This is a genomic window from Burkholderia sp. Bp8998 (assembly GCF_003854235.1).
Classification (GTDB): Bacteria; Pseudomonadota; Gammaproteobacteria; order Burkholderiales; family Burkholderiaceae; genus Burkholderia.
The window spans coordinates 1-22,699 of sequence record NZ_QTQF01000012.1; the positions used below are offsets into that span (position 1 = coordinate 1).

Sequence of the window (22,699 nt, forward strand, 5' to 3'; positions counted from 1 at the left end):
GGCAGAGCGAATGTCTCTCGCACCGTTTCTCCATCCTTGTCGAGGATATGGCCGCGTATATCCCAATTTTGTCGACCAGCCATTCGCTCACAACGCCCAAGCGTGAAAAATATATCGTCCCATTTAGCCTTCAACACTGTCCCATTTCGCCGAAAAACATAAACCATCCGATTTTTATAATTAAATCTGATCGGGAAGTGCGTCCACAAAAATGCCTCCTTTAACAGCAACCATATCATCAGCATCCAGTATGGAGCAGACAGCCCAAAAAATATCAGAAGCGCAACCAAATCCACACCAACATTCAAAATCAGAGGAATGAAAAATGAATAAATCGGCACCACAATACCAATTAAGCAGACAGCCGCCATTGCTCCCCTATAAATAAACCAGCGATCAACACACTCCAGATACATCGAATTCATTTCGACAACTGAAATATTATAAAATGGCGAAATATCGATCCGCATGTGTTGATGAAATTGATTGGACCGCTCCTCATCAGTCAGCTTTCGATTGACGCGGTATTTTTTTGCATAGAGTCCCGTGTAGTCCATGTCAGTTCTCGCTTGCAGTCACTAGGCTGCGCATTTTGTTCCGAATCTAGATAGTGCCTTCTAAGTCAAGCTGCCACTTCACATCGGCTCCATCGGAATTTTCTCGGGATTGCGCGATGCATCGCGAAGATATGGATCAAAAGGATCCACCTGGCACGCAGCCTCAATTTCAGCAGGCCATACCGGAATCTTGCTCGTGCGCATCGCGAACCATCGACCCAACGACGCCACAAAGAAAACGGGAGAAAGCAATATCTGGCCGATAGGTTGACCATTTAGTGAAAAAAACATGTACCTGAGACCAACCCTGTATTTCTCACGTCGCTCCGCAATATCGTGGCACCAGTAGACGTCGCGATAGACCGAGGCTGGACCTTCCTCCATGTATCGACGAATGAACTCCCAGCTGTGCTTCAACTGATCCACTAGCATCGTGTCGCCGGGCAAAGCGAATGTCTCTCGTACCGTTTCCCCATCCTTGTCGAGTATATGGCCGCGAATATCCCAATTCTGTCGACCGACCATTCGCTCACAACGCCCGAGGGTGAAAAACACATCGCCCCACTTAGCTTCCAGTACCGTCCCATTTCTCCGGAACACATACACCATCCGATTTTTACAATTGAATCGGATCGGGAAATGAGTCCATGAAAATGCCTCTTTTGAAAGCATCCATGCTACAAATATCCAATACGGAACCCACACCCCGAGAAAAATCGATAACGCAGTTAACCCCACATCCACCCTACTCAAAAGCGGTATAAAAAACGCCAAAACAGGAATCACCATACCAATCAGACAAAATGCCGCCATCATTCCGCGATAAATAAACCATCGATCGACACACTCCAAATACGTCGAATTCATCTCGACGACAGAAATATTATAAAACGGAGTAATATCGACCCTCTTCTTTTTATTAAATTGATTAGATCGCTCCTCACTCGTCAGCTTTCGATTGACGCGGTATTTCTTTGCATAGAGCCCCGTGTAGTCCATGTCACCCCCCAGTCGCGACCGCTAGATCGCTCATTTCCGCATCTGCATTTGAATAACGGTCTTGCGCCTCCAAGATGCCCCAGTAGCAACGCTTCAGCCACTTGTCGATCTTGTCGTCCTGCAGAAATGTGGCAATCGCTCCAGCACCAATGCAAACCAGAATTGCGAAAATTGCCCCGACTACGGAGCCAGCCGCGAGTAGAAGTGCCGCAATAAGGCCCGAGGCAGCGGACACGCTCAGTACTACGCCCAACGGATAATTTCGTTGTTGAATGGCTTCCACAGCATTTTTCCCGTCCCAAAATGCGTTAATTCCAGCGGCCAAGATTCCCAGTGCCTTCGATGCAATCCCGAACAGACTCCCAACCACCTCCAACAGCACGGCCCGCCCTCTCAGCAAAGTCGTCTCGGCCAAACTGCCAGCAGCCCTCGCTATGGTGTCGGCCACCGTGGAACCCAACGCAATCACTGCACTACCCAACCTGAACTGACCCTCCAGCATGTCGCCTTTCATCGAACCCGCCAGATCTTTCGATACCTTTTGATAGGCAGCCCACTGGAACAATCCGGCCAGCATATTGCCGATAAACGGTATCGCTTTACCCGCGGTTGCCACCCGCTGCGACACATTGATCCGCTCCCGCCACGCCGACAGATTCAGTCTCTCGATCTCCTCGGCCGAACGAACCGAGTTCGCAAGCCATTTGGCCTGTTCGCTCTTGCTCCGTCCTTTTGGCATGCCTTTGATCGACTCCTCGTCGATCATCACGAGGAACTTCGACGAGACAACCGCACTCATCGGCTCCCCTCGAATCTGGAGGCGGCGCAAAGCAAGCGACACCTCTCGCTGGATTGCGTTTTCGCCGATCTTCTTAATGCCCGATGATTTCAAGAGTTGGCGGATAAGCGAGGCGCGATACGCCTTGTACGAACCGGTCAACTCGACCGGCACAACTGATCTGCCACTAACCACGCCGCATGCAACCAGTGCATGACGAACCGGCCCATCCGCCGCACTTTGCAGCACCTGGGTGATCGACCCGCCGAGCGATCCCAGCAATTTGCCCAGCACCTCCGGCGCCTGCTTGGCCACGCCATCAATGGAATTGTTGAACGCCAGCATCAGGCCGTCCCAGCCGACAGCCTTCCACGTGACCTCTGACTTGAGGCTTTCCGCAAACTTCTTCTTGTTGCTTTCAAGATTCAGAACGATGCCGCGCAACACGATATTCTTGTCATCGGAAATTACGCCGTTAAGCCAACGCTCGTATAACTGCGCGCAAGGCTTGAATTGCTCCGTGCCCTGGATGCACGCTGTGAGAATACGAGCATAGACGAGCCCGACTTCGGCGGATGTGTCGTCGTGCGTGCAGTCCAGATAGTTCCGCATCTGGTTGCTAGTCATCCAGGTGACGTGAGACACCGCCAACGGATGCAGCATCTCGTCGCGGAACCGACCATACTCTTCGTTGAATTCACCCTGCCATTTATCACGCGCCTTCTCGTCGTAGTCGAGCGCATACTTCGCCCACGATTTCGATGAAATTTTGCTTAAATCCACCGCCGTGGTATCAGGAAGTTTCGGTGGGTTGGCCACGTAAGTGATACGCCCAAGCCCATCCGGAACGTAATGTCCGTCTTGCTCCAGTTCGTCGCTCGCCACAATCTCATTCATCTCCGCCCGATCGGCGACTGCACCTTGAAGGCTCAGAATTGCGGTAGAGACGCTCAGTTTTCTAGATCGATCGGCGACGGCCATAAAGCTGTTATGAAGCTCGATGGTTCGAGCGCCGATTTCTGCAGCCATGCTTGCTGGATCATCGACGACCAGCATGGCAGCAGGTTGGGGCCCCAGTGACGAGGCGGCGCGCAACAAACCGTCTGTTGTCGACGCCCGGGAATTGAACCCATAGGGTGAAAAAGCAAAGGCTTCGACCTTCGCTTTCGGCGCATACTCTGCCACAACGGATGCCACGTCGTTCAAGGTCTTGCCATGAGATGCCTTATGACTTCCGATCCACTTTTTCACATCGAATACGCGCATGTGGCGACTACGGTACCCCTCGTCCTGATGGAGTTGAAGCACGCGCGGGGTCCATTCTGCTTCGGAGTACCCAACCCAGATTCGCCTCGCGCTTGTCGGGTTTTTTACCGTAATGCAAGCCGCGATTTCCCGATGCCCTGTCTTGTCGCAAGGTTCACGGCCCATGGTATAAGAACCGTTCAACGGCACGCCTACTGGCGCTTTCATCAGATAGCCCTGCTTAGTAATCCAGTACTTCTCCCACACCCCGCGTTCGTCGTACACGTAAAGAAAGCCGCTGCGCAACGTCCGGCCCGTATAGGCCGCCTCTCCCTTCAAGGGAAGTTTCCTTCCGCCATCACCATCCACAGGATGCAGATTGTCAGGCAGCTTTGGTGCGCCAGAATCTGGATGCATGACTGCTGCGCGAATCGGGAGAATTGCAAGACCTGATTTTCGGCAAAACTCACAGTCGCCCAATGCAGTCTCTTTTGCCTTAGCCAATGATGTCGATGAAGAACCTGCGTTGGTCACGGTGCCTCCTGCTTCTGGTTAATCCGTTCGATGTCTGCGATTAAGTTGTTCCATTCTTTCTCCGAGAACAATGCCGTGGCTTGTGCGTAGAGCCCGGGCGTTGCGACCGCATCTCGGAGATGAGGCACCAGCTTCGGGTGGTTGCGGAAATCACCGCCGAGAAGGCAGCCGTGCCGCGCAAAAGCCACGCAGTCGTGCGCATTCACCAGACCGAACTCGCTCTGAGCTGCGCCCAGCCATTGATTTATCTCCTGACTGAGGCGCCACATTTGCTTTATGTCGTGCGGCTCCGGCATTGTCGCGAGCGCATCATTGACCAGTCCCACGTTGGTCAACGCAATCGATTGCAACTCGTCGAGCTTGCTCCACATGGCTTCCGGTCTGCCACTGAACTCGAGTTCATGCCAGAGGCCCTGGAAGGGCACCAACCAGCGACTCGCACCGTTGCAAAGCGAGGCAAGATGTGAAAGTGGCAGCACCCACAGCAAATGAACGAACACGGCAGGGTCTGCAAAGCGCAGCAGCGCACGCGAGTCGTCGTCCAATGTGATGACGACGTGGCGAGCCAATTGACGCGCGTGGGCCTCGGCACTCAATTCGCTGCAGATCAACATCGCCGACTCGACCTCTGCAGAGTCACCTGTCAGATACTGCTCGACCTTCTCACGCTGGGTATCGTCAAGCTCATCGAGGCGAAGCACTACCGGGAGCAAATGGCGTTCATTTGCAAGCCATTCAGGCACGACATCATGCCAAGGCAAATCGGTCGCCCAATCCTGAATGAGGAGACGATCAGCGATCAGATGCGTACTGACCGACATTGCGTCGGAAAGTGTGTAGTTTTGCATGCGTCCCTCACGAAAGCGGCACGATCGCCGCATGCTGAGCCGCCGCTTTGACCGTGCTCAACTCACAGACCTTTAGTTCGGCGGCCGGCACGTCGCCCGGCGCACTTTTCGGCCCCGGCATCTGGTGAGTTGCGGCATAGGACTGCCACTGCCCCGGCGTGCCGTTGGTAATACCGGAGTGATTGAGCGTGATGAAGCTCTTCCCGCCACGTAGCGATAGTTCCTCTTCGGCCCAGATTTCAATCCGGGTCGCAGTCTGCCTGATCCTGATTTTCGCCATCAGGTTGATGGCGTCCTTGAGGGATTCGATGTCAATTGAGCCAGCACCGGCAATAAGCTTGATCCCCGCCTCGTAGACAAAGATCCGCAATTTTTCCTTGACGGTTGCAAACAGCGATCGTCCAGTCGCGATGCCTAGATGCTCGCCCGTCGTCAACGCCAAGTGCTCACCGCTTGCGACGTGCGTGCTACCCGCCGTTGTTGTCTGGATCCCAACCGGACTGGCGAGCGTCAGGTGTGGCTCGACAAACTCGGGGAACGGGGCATTGTCTGACGTCGCTCCACCTCGTATCGCATCGTTCTGCGCCCTCAACGCGACCGCGACCTCGCTTTGGTCGCCGTTTGCGTCCTGCGCCAAGTTTTGCTGAGCCAGTTCGACCAAACGTTCGTGGGCGTCGCGCGCGTCCGTGAGTCGCTGGACCGTTTCCCCCATATCCTTGGCACGTCCCTGCGTATCCGGTCGTCCCTCGGTCGTAATCAGCATTCCCATCGCCGAGCGCACCACGCCCCACAGGCTCGTTACTAATTCGAAGCCACGGCCGCGCTCATCCTGCCGTCCAGCATTTCCGGCAATGCGCGTGATATACCCCAGATTCAACTGCGAGGCGCCTTCGTCACTCGACAGGTGCGCCTGGATTTTGCCGTTCGTATCGTCGAAGGCAAGCGTATTCGCACGACGACCGCCGATCTCGCGGCTGCGATAGCCGGCGAGTGCCTGGTTTTTCGGCAAGTCGAACGGCGGCATGTTGAATGCATTGGCCGCACTACCCACGACGACCGGCAAGTCCGGATCGCCGTTGACGAAAGCGACTTCGACCTCATGCCCCCGACGCGGCAGAAAGATTCCACCGAACTGATCGCCATGCCACGCACCGGCCACGCGCACCCAGCAACTTGAACGCTCGTCGTTATTGCCGAGCCGGTCCCACAGAAACTGGAGCTTCACGCGCCCATATGCATCGGTCCAGATTTCCTGATTCTCGGGGCACGTCACGACGGCATATTCGACGCCCGCCATGCGCGGCTTCGCAATCGTACGAAGCAGCCGGAATGGTTCATTGGTCGGCTGCACCGTAAAATCCGCTTCGCAACGGTATCGCTGGCCGGATCCCGACGCTTCGCCGATCTCCTCGATCGTCAGCTTGCATGCGATCACCGCATACTCGCGATTCGCCGCATCCTGCGGATAATGCGACAGCACGAACGTCTGGCCGGTCGCGACACCGCGCAGGTTGCCTTTGCCGTAGGCCCTCAGCCCCTGACAACGCCAAGCCTCCATCTGCACCAGCGTCAGGTACTCCGCTTCCGTGCGCGGCTCGTTGTGATCGCCGGATAGGCCCGCCGCACCCGCTTGCGGCTGCGCGTAATCGCCCCATATGTAATGCTCCTGGTGGGCAAGCCCCGTGTCGCGAGGATCTTCGTGCGTCACCGTCACGTCCGCACGCGGCAACGTATAGTCGTAGTCGACGCTCGTCACCGCACCCGTGGTCAGCGCATGGGAGACAGAGAATTCCTGAATGTGTTCCTCGTCAAGCCGTCGACCGGTCGGCGGCTCGTAGCGAAGCGCGGCATAAGCGTCACCAAGCGGTTTGAGCGCGCCCATCGAGTCGCATAGCACGAGCCGATGCTTGCCTTCGCTATGCTCGAAGAAGTAGTAGATGCCCCACTCTTCCCACAGACGCTGCAAGAACGTCCAGTCGCTTTCGAGGTGCTGGCGTTGAATGTCCCGCTTGGGCCATGCCTTGTTCGGTCGCGGTGTGGTGAGACGTTTTTCGACTGGAAACGGATAGGACGAAAGCACAGCATCCGTGATTTCGACCACGGACATATCCTGAAAGATTCGGCAGTCGCAATTCTTGGTTGCATGCCAGAGCCACGGCCTCAGCGTGAGTGCATAGACGATCGAACGACCGTCTTCACGCACGATCGTCGCATGGCTGACGATACCGGTGATCTCGCGTGCGCCCGCACCAAGATTGGCCATTCCGGCACTGCCAGCCAAGCCGGGAATGAAACGGCCCTTGCCCTCGAGCTGAATCGTGACGGTGACTTCCGTGCCGATCAGTTTGTCGAGCTTGACGTTCGCCGCGATGCTCTGCGAAAACCCCAGCGCATCCGGCGTTTTCAACTCGAGCTTGTACTCGAACAACTCGCCGATCGTCTCGCCACCGGTAAGCTTGACCGGCGTGAGAATCGGACGATCACCGTACATCGGCAGAGCCGCGCCGGAAACCGACAGCGTCCGTGGTGCGTCAAACAAAGCCATCCCGACATCTCCTTGAATCGCTCGAATCACTGAGCATCTGTTTCGTGTTATGCCTGTGACGCCTATGCTCCTTATTTCCACCCGTTAACAAATGAATGCGGCTCACTAAAAAAGAAGACAATAAAAATAATTGCCGCCACAATCAATGTGCCAACAATGGCGACAAGACCGCGAAATATTTCGGATAGCTGTTCTTCAATTGATTTTTTCATTTTCAAAATCATAATCAATAAAACCCACTATTTTATGTGCTGCGCCATCTAACGCCTTCATAATTGCCGCATTGTTCAGCGCACGCCCCACAACTCAAGTCTCAACGACGGGAACTCTCCCGACACATGCAATGCGATGCCACCATGCCGCACGACTTCCTCCCAAAGCGGCCCGCCCTGGGTCAGCTCGTAATAGATGTAGCCCGCGTTGAATGGAATCTGCCGCGGCGGCACCGGCATCGCCTGCAGGCCGATGCCCGGCAAGTGGCTTCGCACGAGGCTCGGCAGCTTGTCCGACGGTCCCGCCTTCGCCTGCGCCGGAAACTGCTGCTGCAGCATGTCCTGCGGCATCGCCGCATGTACGGCTAGCACCAGTGCAGTGAACCCTTGCATGTCGACCGGGTCGACCACCGCGTTACGCATGCCGTGACCGCGATCCTCCAGCACGATGCTCTGTGCGCTACGCACCAGCACGGCGTTAAGCAACCGGTGCGTGTCGTCGACGACCGGTTTCAGGCACACGTGCGGCGTCGTATGCTGATATGGCGGGTGAGTCTCGAGCGGCCGGCGCGTGTCGGTGCGCAGATGCGTCGACAATTCGCCCGCCATACCGATCAGCAATGCATACACATCGGCCGGCGATGTCGCCGGTACCCGCAGCAAGTGGTACAGCAGCGGCTCGTAGCGGTTCAGAATCTGCAACAGCAGGTAATCGGTGACTGTCGCCGCGCTGGCGGTCGTCTCGTCGGTGCCGGCAAGCCGCTGCGCAAGCGCATTCGCGCGCAGTCGCGCGAGATCGTGAATCTTCGTGACCCAACTTGTAAGCAGGTCGCTCGCGCCGTAACCGGATACCGGCGGCACGAGCGTGTCGTCGAGCGCGATGCTGCCATCCGCACGGATCGTCTTCACGCACGTGAGCGCGAGACCGATCCAGGCATCGCCGAGCTCCTTTTCCGGCAACAGGCGTACGCGCAAGTTCGACAATTGCACCGACTCGGGCGCAAGACCGATCGAGTTCGTGTCGCGCAGCTCGGTGTCGAACACCTGATAGCGTGCGAGCGAATCGGGTGTGTTGTCGAAGGTGGTCTCCTCGCAATTCGGCAACCGGACGGGCACTGCCAGATAGATGACCTGGTCGAGATGCTCCTGCCGAATCGTCAACGGCGGCGGCAAAGGCGTGTTGCCCGGCGCATCGAACGGCGTGCCGTCGGCGAACACCCCGGCCGTCGACTTGACGACCACCTTGCCGAGCGCCAGCGCTTCGTGGTCGAGCGCGTAGTGCGTGAAGCCGAAAAAGAACGGCGACAGCGGCGCCGCACGCTGATGCGCGTATTTCTCGAAATAGCGGTCCTGTTGCTGGAACAGCTGCGGACGGAAGAACAGCCCTTCCTGCCAGGCGACCTTGGCGTACCAGCTCATGCGTGCCGTCCGTTTTGTTGCGCGACATGTTTCATTTCTTGACTTCCGTAATCTTGACGGCCCTGGCCTCGAGGTCGATGGTCAGTTTCAGCTTCGGCGTGAACAGGCGGTACCACGCCCTGTCCGGTGCGGCCGGCATCGCATACACTGCACGCCACACCGCATTCGGCAAATCACGATAAGCCGCGATCACGCCGATGGCTTTCGTGTCCGGATCGGGCCGGCGTACGAACGTTCGGTGCTCGCCAGGGCGCAACTGCAGCTCGTCGCGTTTCGCAACGTCGTCGGCCAGCACCGTTTTGTCCTGGGTCTGCAGCGTGAAGAAATCGGCTGCATCGAAGGCACCGTCGTTCTTCAGCTCGTAAATGCGCACGACGATCGGCGCGGCCCTTCCCCTGTCGTCCGGATTGACATCGGGCAGCGCGTTCACGCGCATGTCGAGCCGGATCGGCTCCTTCGGCTTCGGCTCGCCACTGCTCGCACAAGCGGAAATCGCCAGCAAACAGGCCAGCGTGGCGACGGTCGGTATCGAACGCATGCGGCTATGAACCCTCATTCACTGTGTGGGACGCCCCACAACCGGCGAAGACGACGCGCTTGCACCGGTTGCGAGGCATCCGCGCGATTACGCTTCCTTGTTGCCCTTGATGTCGAAGCTCGCGGTCACGGCGCCACCGCTGCCGCCCTGCGCGTTCTGCACGACGTACTCTTGCTTGACCTTCGCGAACGACAGCGACACCGATTCACGGCTCTTTTCCGCGTCGTTCTTGCTGCCCGACGGTTTCACGCGCGTGACGATCACGTCGCTCATCGTGAGCTTCAAGTACTCGAGCGGGTTGCCGCCGGCCTTGCGCATCACCAGCGTTGCCTGGTCGATGTGCTTGCCCGTGAGCGCGTACTTCATCAGATTGGGGCTTGCACGGTCGATGTTGTGTTCAAACGTCAGGTCCTTGACGGTCGCCTTGCCGGCGCCGCCGCCGCTACCCGCGTGCATCGTCGATTCCTGCTGGATATCCCACTCCCAGTTCAGAACTTCGATTTCGTCCTTGTGCTTGTCGTCGAGCGATTCACCGTTGATGCCGTCGATCTTCAGGAAAATGTCTTGTGCCATGCGTAGTACTCCTTTTATTAAATGATTTGAAACTGGTAGATCATCGTCCACCGAAGCAATTCGATGTCCGGCCCTGCGCGATCTACCCGATGGTTAAGCCGCTTCCTTGATCGACGGCAGCTTCGTCACGAGCCGCAGCGAGACGGTCAGTCCTTCGAGCTGGAAGTGCGGGCGCAGGAAGAATTTCGAGTTGTAGTAGCCTGGGTTGCCCTCGACCTCCTCGACGATCACTTCAGCTGCCGCGAGCGGGCGGCGCGCTTTCGTCTCCTGCGACGAGTTGGTCGGATCGGCATCGACGTAATGCATGATCCATTCGTTCAACCAACGCTGCATGTCTTCGCGCTCCTTGAACGCGCCGATCTTGTCGCGCACGATGCACTTCAGGTAGTGCGCGAAGCGCGAGCACGCGAACAGATATGGCAGGCGCGCGGACAGGTTCGCGTTGGCCGTCGCGTCCGCATCGTGATACTCGGCAGGCTTCTGCAGCGATTGGGCGCCGATGAAGGTCGCGTGATCCGTGTTCTTGCGGTGCACGAGCGGAATGAAGCCGTTCTTCGACAGCTCGGCCTCGCGCCGGTCCGAGATCGCGATTTCGGTCGGACACTTCATGTCGACGCCGCCATCGTCGGTCGGGAACGTGTGGGTCGGCAGGTTCTCGACCGTGCCGCCCGATTCGACGCCGCGAATCAGCGAGCACCAGCCGTACTGCTTGAACGAGCGGTTGACGTTGACGCCCATCGCGTATGCAGCGTTCGCCCAGCCATAGCGCCCATGGTCCGAACCGTTCGTGTCTTCCTCGAAATCGAATTCGTCGACCGGGTTGGTTTTCGCGCCATACGGCAGGCGCGCGAGGAATCGCGGCATCGCGAGCCCCACATAGCGTGCGTCCTCGGTATTGCGCATCGAGTTCCACGCGGTGTATTCGAGGTTCTGCGTGAAAATCTTCGTCAGGTCACGCGGGTTCGCGAGCTCCTGCCACGACTCCATCTGCAGAACTGACGGTGCGGCGCCGGTGATGAACGGTGTGTGCGCGGCAGCCGAGACCTTCGCGATCGAGGCGAGCAGATCGACATCAGGCGGCGTATGGTCGAAGTAGTAGTCGGCGACGAGGCAACCGTACGGCTCGCCGCCGAGCTGGCCGTATTCCTCTTCGTAGATCTGCTTGAAGAGCGGGCTCTGATCCCAGGCAAGGCCCTTGTACCGGCGCATCGTGCGATGCAGTTCCGCCTTCGAGACGTCCATGAAGCGGATCTTCAGGTGTTCGTCTATTTCAGTGTTCGACACGAGGTGATTCAGGCCGCGCCAGGCGGATTCGAGCGCCTGGTAATCGGCGTGATGCAGGATCAGGTTGATCTGCTCGGAGAGCTTGTGATCGATCTGCGCGATGATCGCCGCGATGCTCTTGTACGCATCGTCACTGATCGTCGCCGTTTGCGCCAGCGCCTGCTCGGCGAGCGTCTGAACGGCCAGTTCGACGGCTTCGCGCGCGTCGTCGGTCTTGGGGCGGAACTCGCGCTCCAGCAGCTGAGTGAAATCGGACTGGGTATCCGTCTGCGCGACTGCGGCCCGTGCTTCCTGTTTCGCCATGATGGTCATCCTTTATAGGTTCGTCGGTCAGTTCGCGCCGTCTTGATCGGCGGTTTCGTCCGCTTGCCGCTCGGGCTTCGGCGCGGCGGCCAGCGATTTGAGCAGCGCCGGGTCTTGCAGCAATTGCGTAACGAGCGCCTCGGCGCCCGACTTGCCATCCATGTAGGTCTGCAGATTGGCGAGTTGCGTACGCGCTTCCAGCAGTTGGCGCAGCGGATCGACCTTGCGCGCGATCGCGGCAGGCGAAAAATCCTCCATGCTCTCGAAGGTCATGTCGACCATCATCTGGCCGTCGCCCGTCAGCGTATTCGGCACGGCGAACGCGACGCGCGGCCGGATCGCCTTCATGCGCTCATCGAAATTGTCGATGTCGATCTCGAGGAAGCGCCGGTCCGACACGGCCGGCAGCGGCTCGACCGGATGCTTGCCCGACAGATCGGCGAGCACGCCCATCACGAATGGCAACTCGACCTTCTTCTCCGATCCGTAGACCTCGACGTCGTACTCGATCTGCACCCGCGGCGCACGGTTGCGCGCGATGAATTTCTGCGAACTGCTGGAAGCGGCCATGAATGAAGCTCCTGAACGGTAGTGGTTGGGTTGCTAGCTCAGAGAACCAGCTCGTCCGAATGGAGGACGATCGCCTCGAACGCGAGGGCCTGTGCTGGTGCGCGGGATGGGTCGGCCACGCCAATCGCGATACGCGATAGCGTCTGCTTCGATGTAAATGCATCGAGCCATAGCGCGGACAGTCGAGGCAGCACGTGCTGCTCGATGAATCCGATCAACACGCGCGCGCCTGTCTCCTGCACGAGACAGCGGCCGACGATGTAATCGACGACCGCGTCGTCGTACGTAAGGAGGATGTCGTGTTCGTCGGACATACGCTTCACGACCCGCCCCAGATGCAGGCGGACGATGCTGGCGAGCGCGCTGTCGGCGAGCGGCCGGTAAGGCACGACGGTCACGCGCCCGAGGAACGCCGCCGGGAAAGCCTTGAGCAGTTCGGGCGTCAGTGCCTCCCTCAGGCCATCCTGATCCGGCGCGAGCGTCAAATCCGCGCATAGACTCGCGCTCAATTCGGAACCGACGTTGCTCGTGAGCAGGATCGTCGTATTGCGAAAATCGATGTAGCGGCCGTCGCCGTCTTCCATGTAGCCCTTGTCGAATACCTGGAAGAACATCTCGTGCACGTCGCGGTGGGCCTTCTCGATCTCGTCGAGCAGTACAACCGAATACGGACGGCGGCGCACCGCCTCGGTCAGGACACCGCCCTCGCCGTAGCCGACATAGCCCGGCGGCGCCCCTTTCAGGCCCGAAACGGTGTGCGCCTCCTGATACTCGCTCATGTTGATCGTGATCAGGTTCTGTTCACCGCCGTACAGCGCGTCGGCCAGTGCCAGCGCCGTCTCCGTCTTGCCGACGCCCGAGGGGCCGGCGAGCAGGAACACGCCGAGCGGTTTCCTCGGGTCCGTGAGGCCTGCGCGTGCGGTTTGAACGCGTTCGCCAACTTGACGCAGCGCGTCGGTCTGGCCAATCACGCGTGCCTCGAGCGTGTCGGGGAGCGTGCGCACCGCCGCGACCTCATCGGTCACCATGCGGCCGACAGGGATGCCAGTCCAATCGGACACGATTTCCGCGACGATCGCGTCGTCGACCTCGGGGAAGACGAGCGGCGCATCGCCCTGCAGTGCAGCAAGCGCGCGTCCGAGTTCGCGCAGCTTCGGAAGTGCCGCCGTCGGGTCCCGCGAGGTTTCGCCGTCATCGGGCCCAATGGCCTCACGCGCGACCAGCAACGCCTGCGCGGCGGCCGCCTGAGCGTGCCAGCGACGCTCGACCGCAGCCTCTTCGGTCGCCAGCATATCGATGCGCGTCCTGACGTCCATCAATGCCCTGTCGGCATCCAGACCGATATGGGCTTCCTGCACGAGCAACGCTTCCTCGGCACGTGCGGCTGCGAGACGCCGACGCACGTCGTCCAGTTCACGCGGCGCGGCGTGCTGCGACAGCGCCACGCGCGCACAGGCGGTGTCAAGCAGGCTGATGGCCTTGTCCGGCAACTGACGCGACGGGATGTAACGGTGCGAGAGCGTCACCGCGGCGCGAATGGCTTCGTCAAGCACCACGACGCCGTGATGTCTGGAAAACGTTTGCACGAGCCCGCGCACCATATCGATGGCGGCAGCCTCGGACGGTTCCGCGATCTGCAATACCTGGAAGCGTCGCGTCAGGGCCGGGTCCTTCTCGATATGGCGCTTGTACTCGGCCCAGGTCGTCGCGCCGATCGTACGGATCGTGCCACGCGCAAGCGCGGGTTTCAGCAAATTGGCGGCATCGCCCGTGCCCGCCTGGCCGCCCGCGCCGATCAGCGTGTGAATTTCGTCGACGAAGAGGATCACCGGTGCCGAGGATTTCGCAGCGGCTTCGAGCAGCCCTTTCAGACGCGCTTCGAACTCCCCTTTCATGCTCGCGCCAGCGAGCAAGGCGCCGACGTCGAGCGATAGCAGCCGTACGTCGGCAAGCTTCGGCGGCACATTGCCCGATGCAATCGCGCGCGCCAGTCCTTCCACGACGGCCGTCTTGCCGACGCCAGCCTCTCCCGTCACCAGCGGGTTGTTCTGCCGACGGCGCAGCAGCACATCGATCATCGTACGGATCTCGAGTTCACGGCCGATGACCGGATCGATCTCGCCCGCGCGAGCACGCGCGGTCAGGTCCGCGCAGTACTGATCGAGCGAACCACTCTTCGATGCGACCGGCATTGCGCCGGACGCCTCGCCCGGCGTTGCCGCCGAAAAGTTGCTGTGGTCGTACGGCGCATCGGCGGCTTCGGGCGAGCCGTCGATCCATGCGGGCAGCTCATCGTCCAGCCCGTCGACGGGGATCTTGCCGAACGCGGGGGAGATCGACAGCAGAACACGCCGCAATTCGGGCGTCGACACAAGCGCGGCAACGAGCCACGCGCCGCGCACACGGCGATCGCCATGGCTGAGCGTCGCGAGCACCCACGCGCGTTCGATCGCTGTCTCAATGTGCCAGGAAAAGTCGCTGATTGAACTGGCGCCGGCCGGCAGCACCGCCAACGCCCGCGCGAAGTCGCGATCGAGCACGTCGCGCTCGATGCCCGCGTGCCGCACGATGCGATGCAGGTCGCTATCGGGTTGCTGCAGGAGCTGATGCAACCAGTGAATGAGCTCCACGTACGGATTGCCGCGCAACTTGCAGAACTGTGTCGCCGATTCGATGCCGCGGTAGAGCTGAACCCCGAGCTTGCCGAACAGAGTCTGGCGTGAAATCGTCATGCGAACCTTCTTGTCGTTTATTCGGTACGTTCCTGGTTCCGGCCGAAGCAATCAGGAATCCTATTCATGCGGCATAGGTCTACTGCCGCGTTTCACACGGAAAGAATGCGAAATCCTCTCAGGCCGGGCATTATTCCAATTAATTCGCCTCGCCGTCAACTCACGAACGAACGAACAAAAATCCGCACCGAATCACGCCTTGTCGCCTCGCGCCAGCAAAAGAGACGGTTGAATTGCCAACCACGCTGCGCACGAACAAATTCCGTGAACGTCAAGATTTGCAAATCATTGTTTCAGTTGATGAATTTCAAACAAAATGTGAACGCCGTTTTTAACAATTCACCATTGACCCTCCACTATCCCGATATTCCGCAAGCCGAGCAACCCAGCCAATCAATCTATTATTTCAAGATTTAATCTCGATAATATTTTCAAATCACCACACGTCATTTCAAGTGGACGAACGACACGCTCCAGTGGGTAAAATGTGTATTCCGTCATAACCGCCTCTTCCATGCGCTCATTCCGCTTGCCGTGGCATCACCGACCCGACACCTCGCTTACCGAGCCCGCGCTGCGCAACGAGCCGTGCGGTCCCGAGAAGCAGGAGGGCAGCGCGGACTTTCTCCGGCTCGACCCATCGGATCGCTCGGGCAGCAATACGTCGATCCTCGATCTGATCGGCAGCCACGGCGTGGCTGCGGATGCCGTGCGGGGGAAACGCGGTGCCGGATCGCAAGCGATGCCGTTTCCCGAGCGCGCCGACGACCTCGTCCAAACGCTTCACGCGCAATACTGGCGCGCGCTGACGGATCCACACACGGCCCTTTCCGGCTCATGGGGCGAACAGCTGGATCCGCCTGCGACATCTCTTGCCTCGGTCACGCCCGATTCGCACGACGTCGGGCCAACCCAGGCAAGCCCTGCCGGTCGTGGTTCCATTGAAGTGTTGCTGTCAGGCGAGCGCAATCTCGAGGACGCGTTCGGACGGCTGGAGCGGAGTTTCACTCCCGAGCTTGAGATCGAACCCGTGCCGGAAGTCCTGCGCCTCTTTGCGCCGCCCGAATTCCGTGCGGCCGAAGCCCGCCGTGCACCGGCCCCACCGCCCGCGCTCACCCGGCGCGAGCATCACGCGCTGTCGGTCGATAGTCCGCTGTTCGCGCCTGTCAGCAAGGACGACGCATGAACATGTCACTTGGTGCAGGCGAACCGGCTGGCCGCGGCCTGGACGACGTGTCGATCGCCATCCGGATCGAGCGGATCGAATCGTGCATTCGCGCTCAGCCAGCCGTCGCCGCCCATCGGTGGGCGCTGTTCCAGTGGCTGTGTGTAACAGGCGACTGGGCACGCGCCGTGATTCAACTGCAGACGTGGGCGAAGCTCGAGCCGCAACAGACGCAGGCCGCCCAGGTCTATCGTGATCTGGTCCGGGCCGAGCGCTGGCGACAGAAGGTCGTCGCGGGATTCGAACGCCCCGGGTTCGTCCTCGAACCGGCTCCGTGGGTCATGGAACTGGCATTCGCACTGCGACTTGCCGGCAACGGGCAACGCGAACATGCCGACGAGGCGCGAGAAAAAGCCCTCGACGCGGCGCCGCTCACCGCAGCGCACACGCCCCGTGGCGTCGCAAGCTGGATCGCCGACAGCGATTCGCGTTTCGGCCCGGTGTGCGAAGTCATGACGGCCGGGCACTATCGCTGGGTGCCGTTCGCCGATCTTGCCGCGTGGCGCGTGTCGCCACCTGCGGACCTCATCGATCTCGTCTGGGCGCCGTGTGTGCTGACACTGACCGACGGCAGTGCCGTGCGTGGCTTCATGCCTGCCCGCTACCCCGATTCGGAGGCCGCGACCGATGCACTGCGTCTGGGGCGCGAAACGGCCTGGCATGAGTCTGGACGCACCACCGTCATCGCGGTCGGACAAAAAACCTGGACAACGGATCGCGGCGATTTCGGTCTCTTCGAACTGGCCCACGCGCAGTTCGGCTCGCGTGTAGCGGCCGGCACCACCACCGGAGAGCCAGTCGATGACTGAGCGCAAGCGGCCTCCCTCGCGGGGCGACTCGCTCGTCGCCCGCCCGCCGCGGCGGGCAAACGCACACCTGATGCCGACCCTGCTCGACCGGCTGCGGGACGACGCGCCGCATCGACTCGTCGAAGCACCCGAAGAATATGCCGTCACGCGCAAGCAGATGCGCGACATCGTCCAGCGCGATCTCGCCTATCTGCTCAACACGACGAGCATTGAAGACCGGATCGAGCGCGAACGCCACCCGCAGGCGGCCGCGTCCACCGTCAATTTCGGCGTGCCGCCGCTCGCCGGCACCTTTCTCGCGTCGCGCCAGTGGAACGACATCGAGCGGATGATCCGGCGGGCCATCACCGATTTCGAACCGCGGCTGATTCCCGATTCGATGGTGGTGTCGCCCCGTCAGGGTGACGACGCCAGCGGCCATCACAACGTGCTCGCGTTCGAAGTGCGCGGCCTGGTTCACATGGACCCGTATCCGCTCGAATTCATGGTGCAGAGCTCGCTAGATCTCGAAACGAGCGAGATCCGGATCACCGGCATGCGCTCCGGGTAGGTACGGCATAACGACAAAACGAGACCTTTCCGATGGACCCGCGACTACTCGACTATTACAACCAGGAACTCATCTACATGCGCGAACTCGCCACCGAGTTCGCACAGGCGCACCCGAAAATCGCGCGCCGGCTCGGCATGCAGGCCGGCGAAGTGGCGGACCCCTACGTCGAGCGCCTGATCGAGTCGTTCTGCTTCATGGCCGCGCGCATGCAGCTCAAGCTCGATGCGGAATTTCCGCGCTTCACGGGGCGGCTGCTGGAAGTGATCTACCCGAATTACGTCGCGCCCACACCGTCGATTGCGGTCGCGCGCCTGTACCCGGGTCAGGCCGAAGGCAATCTGGCCGCAGGCTACCGTATCGCGCGCGGTACGTCATTCAAGGCGCGGGTTCCCGATGGCGAAAAAACCGCCTGCCAGTTTACGAGCGGACAGGACGTCACGCTTTGGCCACTCACGATCACCGATGCGCGCCTGACGGGCATTCCGCCCGACATTCCGGCGCTCGACCGCTATGTTCCGCCCGATCGACAGGTGCGCGGTGCATTGCGGCTGCGGCTGGCGACGACGGGCGACGTGCGCATCGCCGACCTGAAGGGGCTCGATCGGCTGCCCGTGTATCTGGCCGGCGACGAACAGGTCGCCTCGCACCTGTTCGAGTTGCTGCACGTTGCCGGCGTTGCGTCCGTAATTGCCGCGCCTGGCGAATTCGGCGTACCGGGCCGCTCTCCCGCCGCCGTGACTCACGGTGCGGTCGAACACGAAGGCTTGCGCACCGATCAAAACTTGTTGCCACTCACCTGGACGAAGTTTCACGGGCACAACCTGTTGCACGAATACTTCGCGTGCCCGGCACGGTTCTGGTTCTTCGCACTCAACGGTCTTGCGGAAGGATTGTCCCGCGTGAACGGCCGCGAGGTCGAAATCGTCGTGCTGCTAGACCGCGCGCCGGGCCAGCTCGCGAACCTCGTCGACGCTTCGCGCTTCGTACTGTTCTGCACGCCCGTCATCAACCTCTTCAAACGGCATACCGACCGCATCGAGATTTCCCCCCGCGAGACCGAGTCTCATCTGGTGCCCGCCCGGCTCGCACCGCTCGACTACGAAGTGTTCTCTGTTGAGACCGTGCATGGACAGGTCGCGGCAACCTCGGATGAACTGGAATTCCGTCCGCTTTATCAGACGCTGAACAACGACGAAGGCAATCACGGGCGATATTTCTCGACACGGCGGGAACGGCGGCTCGTGTCAGATTCGGCGCGCCGTTACGGCACGCGTACCCCGTATGTCGGCACCGAAGTGTTTCTCTCGCTGGTTGATCAGAACGAGGCCCCTTATCGCGAGGACATCCGTTTTCTGTCAGTCGTTGCGCTGCTGACGAACCGGGATCTCGCCACGCTCGTGCCGCGCAACGGCGTGCGTGACCTGTCAACCGAGGAGTCCGCGCCAGTCGAAAGTATTGGTCTCATTCGCCCGCCGAGTCCGCCGAAAGCGCCGTATGCGGAGCGAGAGATGGCGTGGCGGCTGATCCGCCAGCTCAACTTCAACTACCTGCCGCTCGAAGGTCTCGATCACCGTGACGGTGGTCAAGGACTACGTGATCTGCTACGCCTATACCTTTCGAGCGACAACAATGAACATCTGCGCCAAGTCGAAAGCCTCGTCGGCGTCAACACTCGCCCGGTAACACGCAAGCTGCCCGGCGCGGGCCCGATGACGTTCGGCCGTGGCATCGAGTGTGCGATAACAGTCGACGAGACCGGTTTCTCCGGCGTGAGCCCCTATCTGTTCGGTACGATTCTTGAGCACTGGCTGGCACGGCACGTCTCGATCAACAGCTTCACGCAGACTGAATTGCATTCGATGCAGCGCGGCCGTATCGCACGCTGGCCCGTGCGCACCGGGACACGCGGAGTGCTGTGATGAAACGTGCCACCCTGCCGGCGCTGGTGCGCGACAGCACGCTGTCGCCCGATCTGCTCGACAGCCTGCAAACCGAGCCGTGGCGCTTCGGGTTCCTGTCGCTGCTACGACGTATCGGCGCGAACCCCGCGGTCGACCCGGTCGGCACCGCCCGCCGACCGCAAGCGGAGCCATTCCGGCTCGGACAACAACCGAGCCTCGCATTCGCACCACGCGAAATCTCCAGCGTCCAGGAAGCGGCGGGACGGCTCAAGGTGCGGCTCTTCGGTCTCGGCATGCTCGGACCGAACGGGCCACTGCCGATCCATGTGACCGAATGGGCGCGCGAACGCGAGGAAGGCCGCCGCGACACGACGACGGTCGACTTCTTCGACATCTTCCATCACAGGTTCCTGACGCTGTTCTATCGCGCGTGGGCATCGGCCCAGTCGACAGCCGGCCTCGACCGGAAGGACGACGAGCGGTTTTCGTTCTACATCGCGAGCCTCACGGGCCACGACACCGCCGAAATCGGGCGGCGCCCCCTGCCCTCGCACGCGCGACTGGCGGCGTCCGCGCATCTCGTCCGCGAGTCTCGCAACGCGGACGGGCTTCGCGCCACACTCGAGCACTACTTCGGCGTGCCGGTCGCAATCGAGGAGAACGTGTTCCACTGGATCGCAATCGACCCATCCGATCAGGGACGCATGGGCCGGCCGGGCGCCGCCGCGACGATGGGACAAGCCGCGATGCTCGGCCGCGTGACGCCGGACCGTCAGCACCGGTTCCGTATCGTGATCGGCCCCATCGATCTCGACGCGTATCTGCGCTTCACGCCGCAGGGCGAGGATCTGCCGCGTCTCGTCGAATGGGTGCGTGCGTTCGTCGGCTACGAACTGGAATGGGAACTCGAACTGCGCATCAAGCCCGAAAGCGCGCCGCCGGCCGTGATGGGCGGCCAGCAACGCATGGGATGGTCCGGATGGCTGGGGCACCCGAGACCCGACCGGCCGATTACCGGCATGCGGTTCGAGCCCGAGCGTTATGTGAGGCATTTCGAACAGCACACTTCTGAATTCGACAACCGACCATGAGCAAAAAGCAGTCACCCCGACAGTCCGTATCCGGTAAAGGTACCGCGAAGGATACGCCGCATCACGACTGGCTCGCGCCCGTGAGCGATTCCATGCCCTGCGGCCCCGACCTCGAATATGACCACGACTTCGTCGTGCTGTTCGCGAGTGCGGCACCCAGGCAGGACGTGCAGTACGGCGCGTTCGTCGGCGCGCCCGATCCCGTCAACTGGAGCGAGCTTGAACGCGATTGCCGGCGGCTCATGCTGCGGACGAAGGATATTCGGGCGGCTGTCCTGTATGCGCGGTGCCGCACGCGGCTCGCTGGCGCCGCCGGTCTTGCAGATGGCACAGGATTGCTGGCCGCCTGGCTCGATGCGTTTGCCGAGCAGGTGCATCCACAGCCCGATGTCGACGGTGGGCGCGACGCCGCACGTGAAATGCGGATGAATGCGATACAGGCGCTCGCCGATCCGGAAGGATTGCTCGCAGACGTGCGCGAGATCGTGCTTTCGAAGTCGACACTTGCACGACTGCAGGTGCGCGACGTCGAGCGTGCCTTTGCGCATCCTCGCTCCACGGATGCCCTCGCACCCGAGTCCGTGGCGCAGCAGTTGCTGGATGTGCGCGCGCAGCGTCCCGAGGTGATGGCGGGTTTCGACGACGCGATTGCGCATCTCGCTGTGATCGATGCGTGGTGCTCCATGCATCTCGAAGGGTACCTGCCGGACCTGTCGTCACTCACGCGACTCCTCGGCAAGCTGAGTGTCCCCGCGTCGGCGAACACAATCGAACAGATGGAAGAAGCCCACGATCCCGCTCTAGCCGACAACGAATCGTCAGAGAGCGATGCGTCAGTGCAACTCGAACCGGTGAATGACAGAACGGTTGCCGCCACCGAGCGCATAACGGCCCAACCGAGATCCGCACCGGCGGACCGCCAGGCCGCGCTCACTCTGATTCGTACGGCGCGATCCTGGTTCGAGACTCACGAACCCAGCAGCCCGATTCCCGTGTTGCTCAAACGTGCGGAGAGATTCGTAGGCAAGCCTTACGCCGAGATCGTCACGGCGATTCCAGCCGAGCTTCTGGCGCAGTGGGAAGAAACCGAGAGCGGCGGATAGCAACGGACCGCCGCTACATGGCACGAGTGGATAACACAGATGTACGGACTGCTGGGCAGCGGGGGCCAAGACCCGATGTTCGGCGTGCAGTCGGGCGAATGAGATGACGAAGACAGTAGCAGAACTCCGGAGCGAACTCGATCGCCTCGACGCGGAAATTCGGACCGCTCGTCAACGGGAAGTGGGTGGTCCGCTGGATCAGATCACTGACCTCATGAGTCAGTGGTCAATCAGCCTGGATGACGTGAGCCGACATTTTCGGCACCGCTTCGGAATGGAGGCGAGCGATGCGTTGCTTCGCCGCACGGACGATCCCGAATTGACAGCGTTTCTCACGCGCGCCGTTCGGCACATCCTGTCCGATGATCCCGCTCCGCCCGCTTGTCCGAGGTGCGCAAGCGACAACACGTGGCTCGTTTACCGCAGCAGCGGGTACCATCCCGTCCCAACATTTTGCTGTGACGCTTGCAACCGAACCTTCACGCGTCTTCACGGCACGTCAATTCAAAATCTCCCAAACAAGGAGAAGTTGTTCGAATTCCTACCCTATCTTGCGCATCAGCATCCACTCGATTCGGTCGCTGCCGAAATGCGCGTCACGCGAGCGACAGTGATGTCCTGGCTACGACGCCTGCGCGCCTTGCTGTGGACACTCGATCCATCCGGACACTACGTGGCCCGCGTGCGCCTCGGTCAAAAGCCCGCACGGCGTGAACGCCAGTTCCCATACTGAAAGAGGCAAAGATGCGTCCGCACCGGCACGGCTTTTGATGCGCGCACTCGAAATCCGGCAAGAAAATTCAAGGAACACGACTCGTGTCGTGTATACGCGTCGCGGACAACATACTCCCATGAGCTGGATTTCTCGCTCATATATTGT

At 60.4% G+C, this 22,699-nt stretch carries 18 protein-coding genes and 1 pseudogene; 7 read left to right on the top strand and 12 right to left on the bottom strand.

Annotated features, from left to right (window positions below):
* From DIE06_RS14205 to tssH, 12 genes and pseudogenes are all read right to left on the bottom strand, one after another.
* Positions 1-557 (bottom strand): annotated as a pseudogene (locus DIE06_RS14205) (hypothetical protein); the annotation flags it as partial.
* 78 nt (positions 558-635) lie between these two features.
* Complete coding sequence (locus DIE06_RS14210) at positions 636-1,556, bottom strand: DUF6708 domain-containing protein (RefSeq protein ID WP_124661949.1); 921 nt, start codon at positions 1,554-1,556, stop codon at positions 636-638.
* 1 nt (position 1,557) lies between these two features.
* Positions 1,558-4,113, bottom strand: a complete 2,556-nt coding sequence (locus tag DIE06_RS14215) for a T6SS effector BTH_I2691 family protein (RefSeq protein WP_124661950.1) — start codon at positions 4,111-4,113, stop codon at positions 1,558-1,560.
* Positions 4,110-4,961 carry a DUF4123 domain-containing protein gene (locus DIE06_RS14220; protein WP_124661951.1) on the bottom strand — a complete coding sequence of 284 codons (852 nt, stop codon included), beginning with the start codon at positions 4,959-4,961 and terminating at the stop codon, positions 4,110-4,112. Before DIE06_RS14220 ends, DIE06_RS14215 begins: the two co-directional genes overlap by 4 nt.
* A gap of 7 nt (positions 4,962-4,968) precedes the next feature.
* Positions 4,969-7,506, bottom strand: a complete 2,538-nt coding sequence (locus DIE06_RS14225; protein ID WP_124661952.1) for a type VI secretion system Vgr family protein — start codon at positions 7,504-7,506, stop codon at positions 4,969-4,971.
* Between the two features lie 71 nt (positions 7,507-7,577).
* The gene (locus DIE06_RS38265; RefSeq protein WP_185733404.1) at positions 7,578-7,718 is read right to left on the bottom strand and encodes a hypothetical protein; all 141 of its coding nucleotides are present in this window, start codon (positions 7,716-7,718) and stop codon (positions 7,578-7,580) included.
* 75 nt (positions 7,719-7,793) lie between these two features.
* Entirely contained in the window at positions 7,794-9,137 is a 1,344-nt protein-coding gene (tssK, locus tag DIE06_RS14230) for a type VI secretion system baseplate subunit TssK (RefSeq protein WP_124661953.1), read from the bottom strand.
* A 31-nt stretch (positions 9,138-9,168) separates the two neighbouring features.
* On the bottom strand, positions 9,169-9,675 hold the full coding sequence (gene tssJ, locus DIE06_RS14235) for a type VI secretion system lipoprotein TssJ (RefSeq protein ID WP_124661954.1): 507 nt from the start codon (positions 9,673-9,675) through the stop codon (positions 9,169-9,171).
* Positions 9,676-9,762: 87 nt separating this feature from the next.
* Positions 9,763-10,248, bottom strand: coding sequence for an Hcp family type VI secretion system effector (locus DIE06_RS14240; RefSeq protein WP_006759383.1), 486 nt, complete (start codon positions 10,246-10,248; stop codon positions 9,763-9,765).
* A gap of 93 nt (positions 10,249-10,341) precedes the next feature.
* The gene (gene tssC / locus DIE06_RS14245; RefSeq protein WP_124661955.1) at positions 10,342-11,835 is read right to left on the bottom strand and encodes a type VI secretion system contractile sheath large subunit; all 1,494 of its coding nucleotides are present in this window, start codon (positions 11,833-11,835) and stop codon (positions 10,342-10,344) included.
* 27 nt (positions 11,836-11,862) lie between these two features.
* Entirely contained in the window at positions 11,863-12,405 is a 543-nt protein-coding gene (gene tssB, locus DIE06_RS14250; protein WP_124661956.1) for a type VI secretion system contractile sheath small subunit, read from the bottom strand.
* 38 nt (positions 12,406-12,443) lie between these two features.
* Positions 12,444-15,137 carry a type VI secretion system ATPase TssH gene (gene tssH / locus DIE06_RS14255; RefSeq protein WP_124661957.1) on the bottom strand — a complete coding sequence of 898 codons (2,694 nt, stop codon included), beginning with the start codon at positions 15,135-15,137 and terminating at the stop codon, positions 12,444-12,446.
* A 514-nt stretch (positions 15,138-15,651) separates the two neighbouring features.
* Between tssH and DIE06_RS14260 the strand changes: the two genes are divergently transcribed.
* The 7 genes from DIE06_RS14260 to DIE06_RS14290 all read left to right on the top strand — a co-directional run bounded on the left by DIE06_RS14260 (position 15,652) and on the right by DIE06_RS14290 (position 22,552).
* Complete coding sequence (locus DIE06_RS14260; RefSeq protein WP_124661958.1) at positions 15,652-16,323, top strand: TagK domain-containing protein; 672 nt, start codon at positions 15,652-15,654, stop codon at positions 16,321-16,323.
* A complete protein-coding gene (locus DIE06_RS14265) occupies positions 16,320-17,171 on the top strand; it encodes a type VI secretion system accessory protein TagJ (RefSeq protein WP_124661959.1) in 852 nt (283 codons plus the stop codon). The genes DIE06_RS14260 and DIE06_RS14265 overlap by 4 nt, the downstream gene beginning before the upstream one ends.
* Positions 17,164-17,721, top strand: coding sequence for a type VI secretion system baseplate subunit TssE (tssE, locus tag DIE06_RS14270; protein WP_124661960.1), 558 nt, complete (start codon positions 17,164-17,166; stop codon positions 17,719-17,721). The genes DIE06_RS14265 and tssE overlap by 8 nt, the downstream gene beginning before the upstream one ends.
* A 32-nt stretch (positions 17,722-17,753) precedes the next feature.
* Positions 17,754-19,643, top strand: coding sequence for a type VI secretion system baseplate subunit TssF (gene tssF, locus DIE06_RS14275; RefSeq protein WP_124661961.1), 1,890 nt, complete (start codon positions 17,754-17,756; stop codon positions 19,641-19,643).
* The gene (gene tssG / locus DIE06_RS14280; protein ID WP_124661962.1) at positions 19,643-20,716 is read left to right on the top strand and encodes a type VI secretion system baseplate subunit TssG; all 1,074 of its coding nucleotides are present in this window, start codon (positions 19,643-19,645) and stop codon (positions 20,714-20,716) included. The genes tssF and tssG overlap by 1 nt, the downstream gene beginning before the upstream one ends.
* Positions 20,713-21,819, top strand: coding sequence for an ImpA family type VI secretion system protein (locus DIE06_RS14285; protein WP_124661963.1), 1,107 nt, complete (start codon positions 20,713-20,715; stop codon positions 21,817-21,819). Before tssG ends, DIE06_RS14285 begins: the two co-directional genes overlap by 4 nt.
* Positions 21,820-21,922: 103 nt before the next feature.
* Positions 21,923-22,552, top strand: a complete 630-nt coding sequence (locus tag DIE06_RS14290; protein ID WP_124661964.1) for a DUF746 domain-containing protein — start codon at positions 21,923-21,925, stop codon at positions 22,550-22,552.
* Positions 22,553-22,699: the final 147 nt, after the last annotated feature.

Excerpts from the sequence above, each read along its gene's own strand:
- DIE06_RS14220 (WP_124661951.1), bottom strand. The coding sequence starts at position 4,961 with ATGCAAAACTACACACTTTCCGACGCAATGTCGGTCAGTACGCATCTG.
- DIE06_RS38265 (WP_185733404.1), bottom strand. The coding sequence starts at position 7,718 with ATGAAAAAATCAATTGAAGAACAGCTATCCGAAATATTTCGCGGTCTT.
- tssG (WP_124661962.1), top strand. The coding sequence starts at position 19,643 with ATGAAACGTGCCACCCTGCCGGCGCTGGTGCGCGACAGCACGCTGTCG.
- tssF (WP_124661961.1), top strand. The coding sequence starts at position 17,754 with ATGGACCCGCGACTACTCGACTATTACAACCAGGAACTCATCTACATG.
- DIE06_RS14290 (WP_124661964.1), top strand. The coding sequence starts at position 21,923 with ATGACGAAGACAGTAGCAGAACTCCGGAGCGAACTCGATCGCCTCGAC.
- tssB (WP_124661956.1), bottom strand. The coding sequence starts at position 12,405 with ATGGCCGCTTCCAGCAGTTCGCAGAAATTCATCGCGCGCAACCGTGCG.
- tssE (WP_124661960.1), top strand. The coding sequence starts at position 17,164 with ATGACTGAGCGCAAGCGGCCTCCCTCGCGGGGCGACTCGCTCGTCGCC.
- tssJ (WP_124661954.1), bottom strand. The coding sequence starts at position 9,675 with ATGCGTTCGATACCGACCGTCGCCACGCTGGCCTGTTTGCTGGCGATT.
- DIE06_RS14225 (WP_124661952.1), bottom strand. The coding sequence starts at position 7,506 with ATGGCTTTGTTTGACGCACCACGGACGCTGTCGGTTTCCGGCGCGGCT.
- tssC (WP_124661955.1), bottom strand. The coding sequence starts at position 11,835 with ATGGCGAAACAGGAAGCACGGGCCGCAGTCGCGCAGACGGATACCCAG.
- DIE06_RS14265 (WP_124661959.1), top strand. The coding sequence starts at position 16,320 with ATGAACATGTCACTTGGTGCAGGCGAACCGGCTGGCCGCGGCCTGGAC.
- tssK (WP_124661953.1), bottom strand. The coding sequence starts at position 9,137 with ATGAGCTGGTACGCCAAGGTCGCCTGGCAGGAAGGGCTGTTCTTCCGT.
- DIE06_RS14240 (WP_006759383.1), bottom strand. The coding sequence starts at position 10,248 with ATGGCACAAGACATTTTCCTGAAGATCGACGGCATCAACGGTGAATCG.
- DIE06_RS14260 (WP_124661958.1), top strand. The coding sequence starts at position 15,652 with ATGCGCTCATTCCGCTTGCCGTGGCATCACCGACCCGACACCTCGCTT.
- tssH (WP_124661957.1), bottom strand. The coding sequence starts at position 15,137 with ATGACGATTTCACGCCAGACTCTGTTCGGCAAGCTCGGGGTTCAGCTC.
- DIE06_RS14285 (WP_124661963.1), top strand. The coding sequence starts at position 20,713 with ATGAGCAAAAAGCAGTCACCCCGACAGTCCGTATCCGGTAAAGGTACC.
- DIE06_RS14210 (WP_124661949.1), bottom strand. The coding sequence starts at position 1,556 with ATGGACTACACGGGGCTCTATGCAAAGAAATACCGCGTCAATCGAAAG.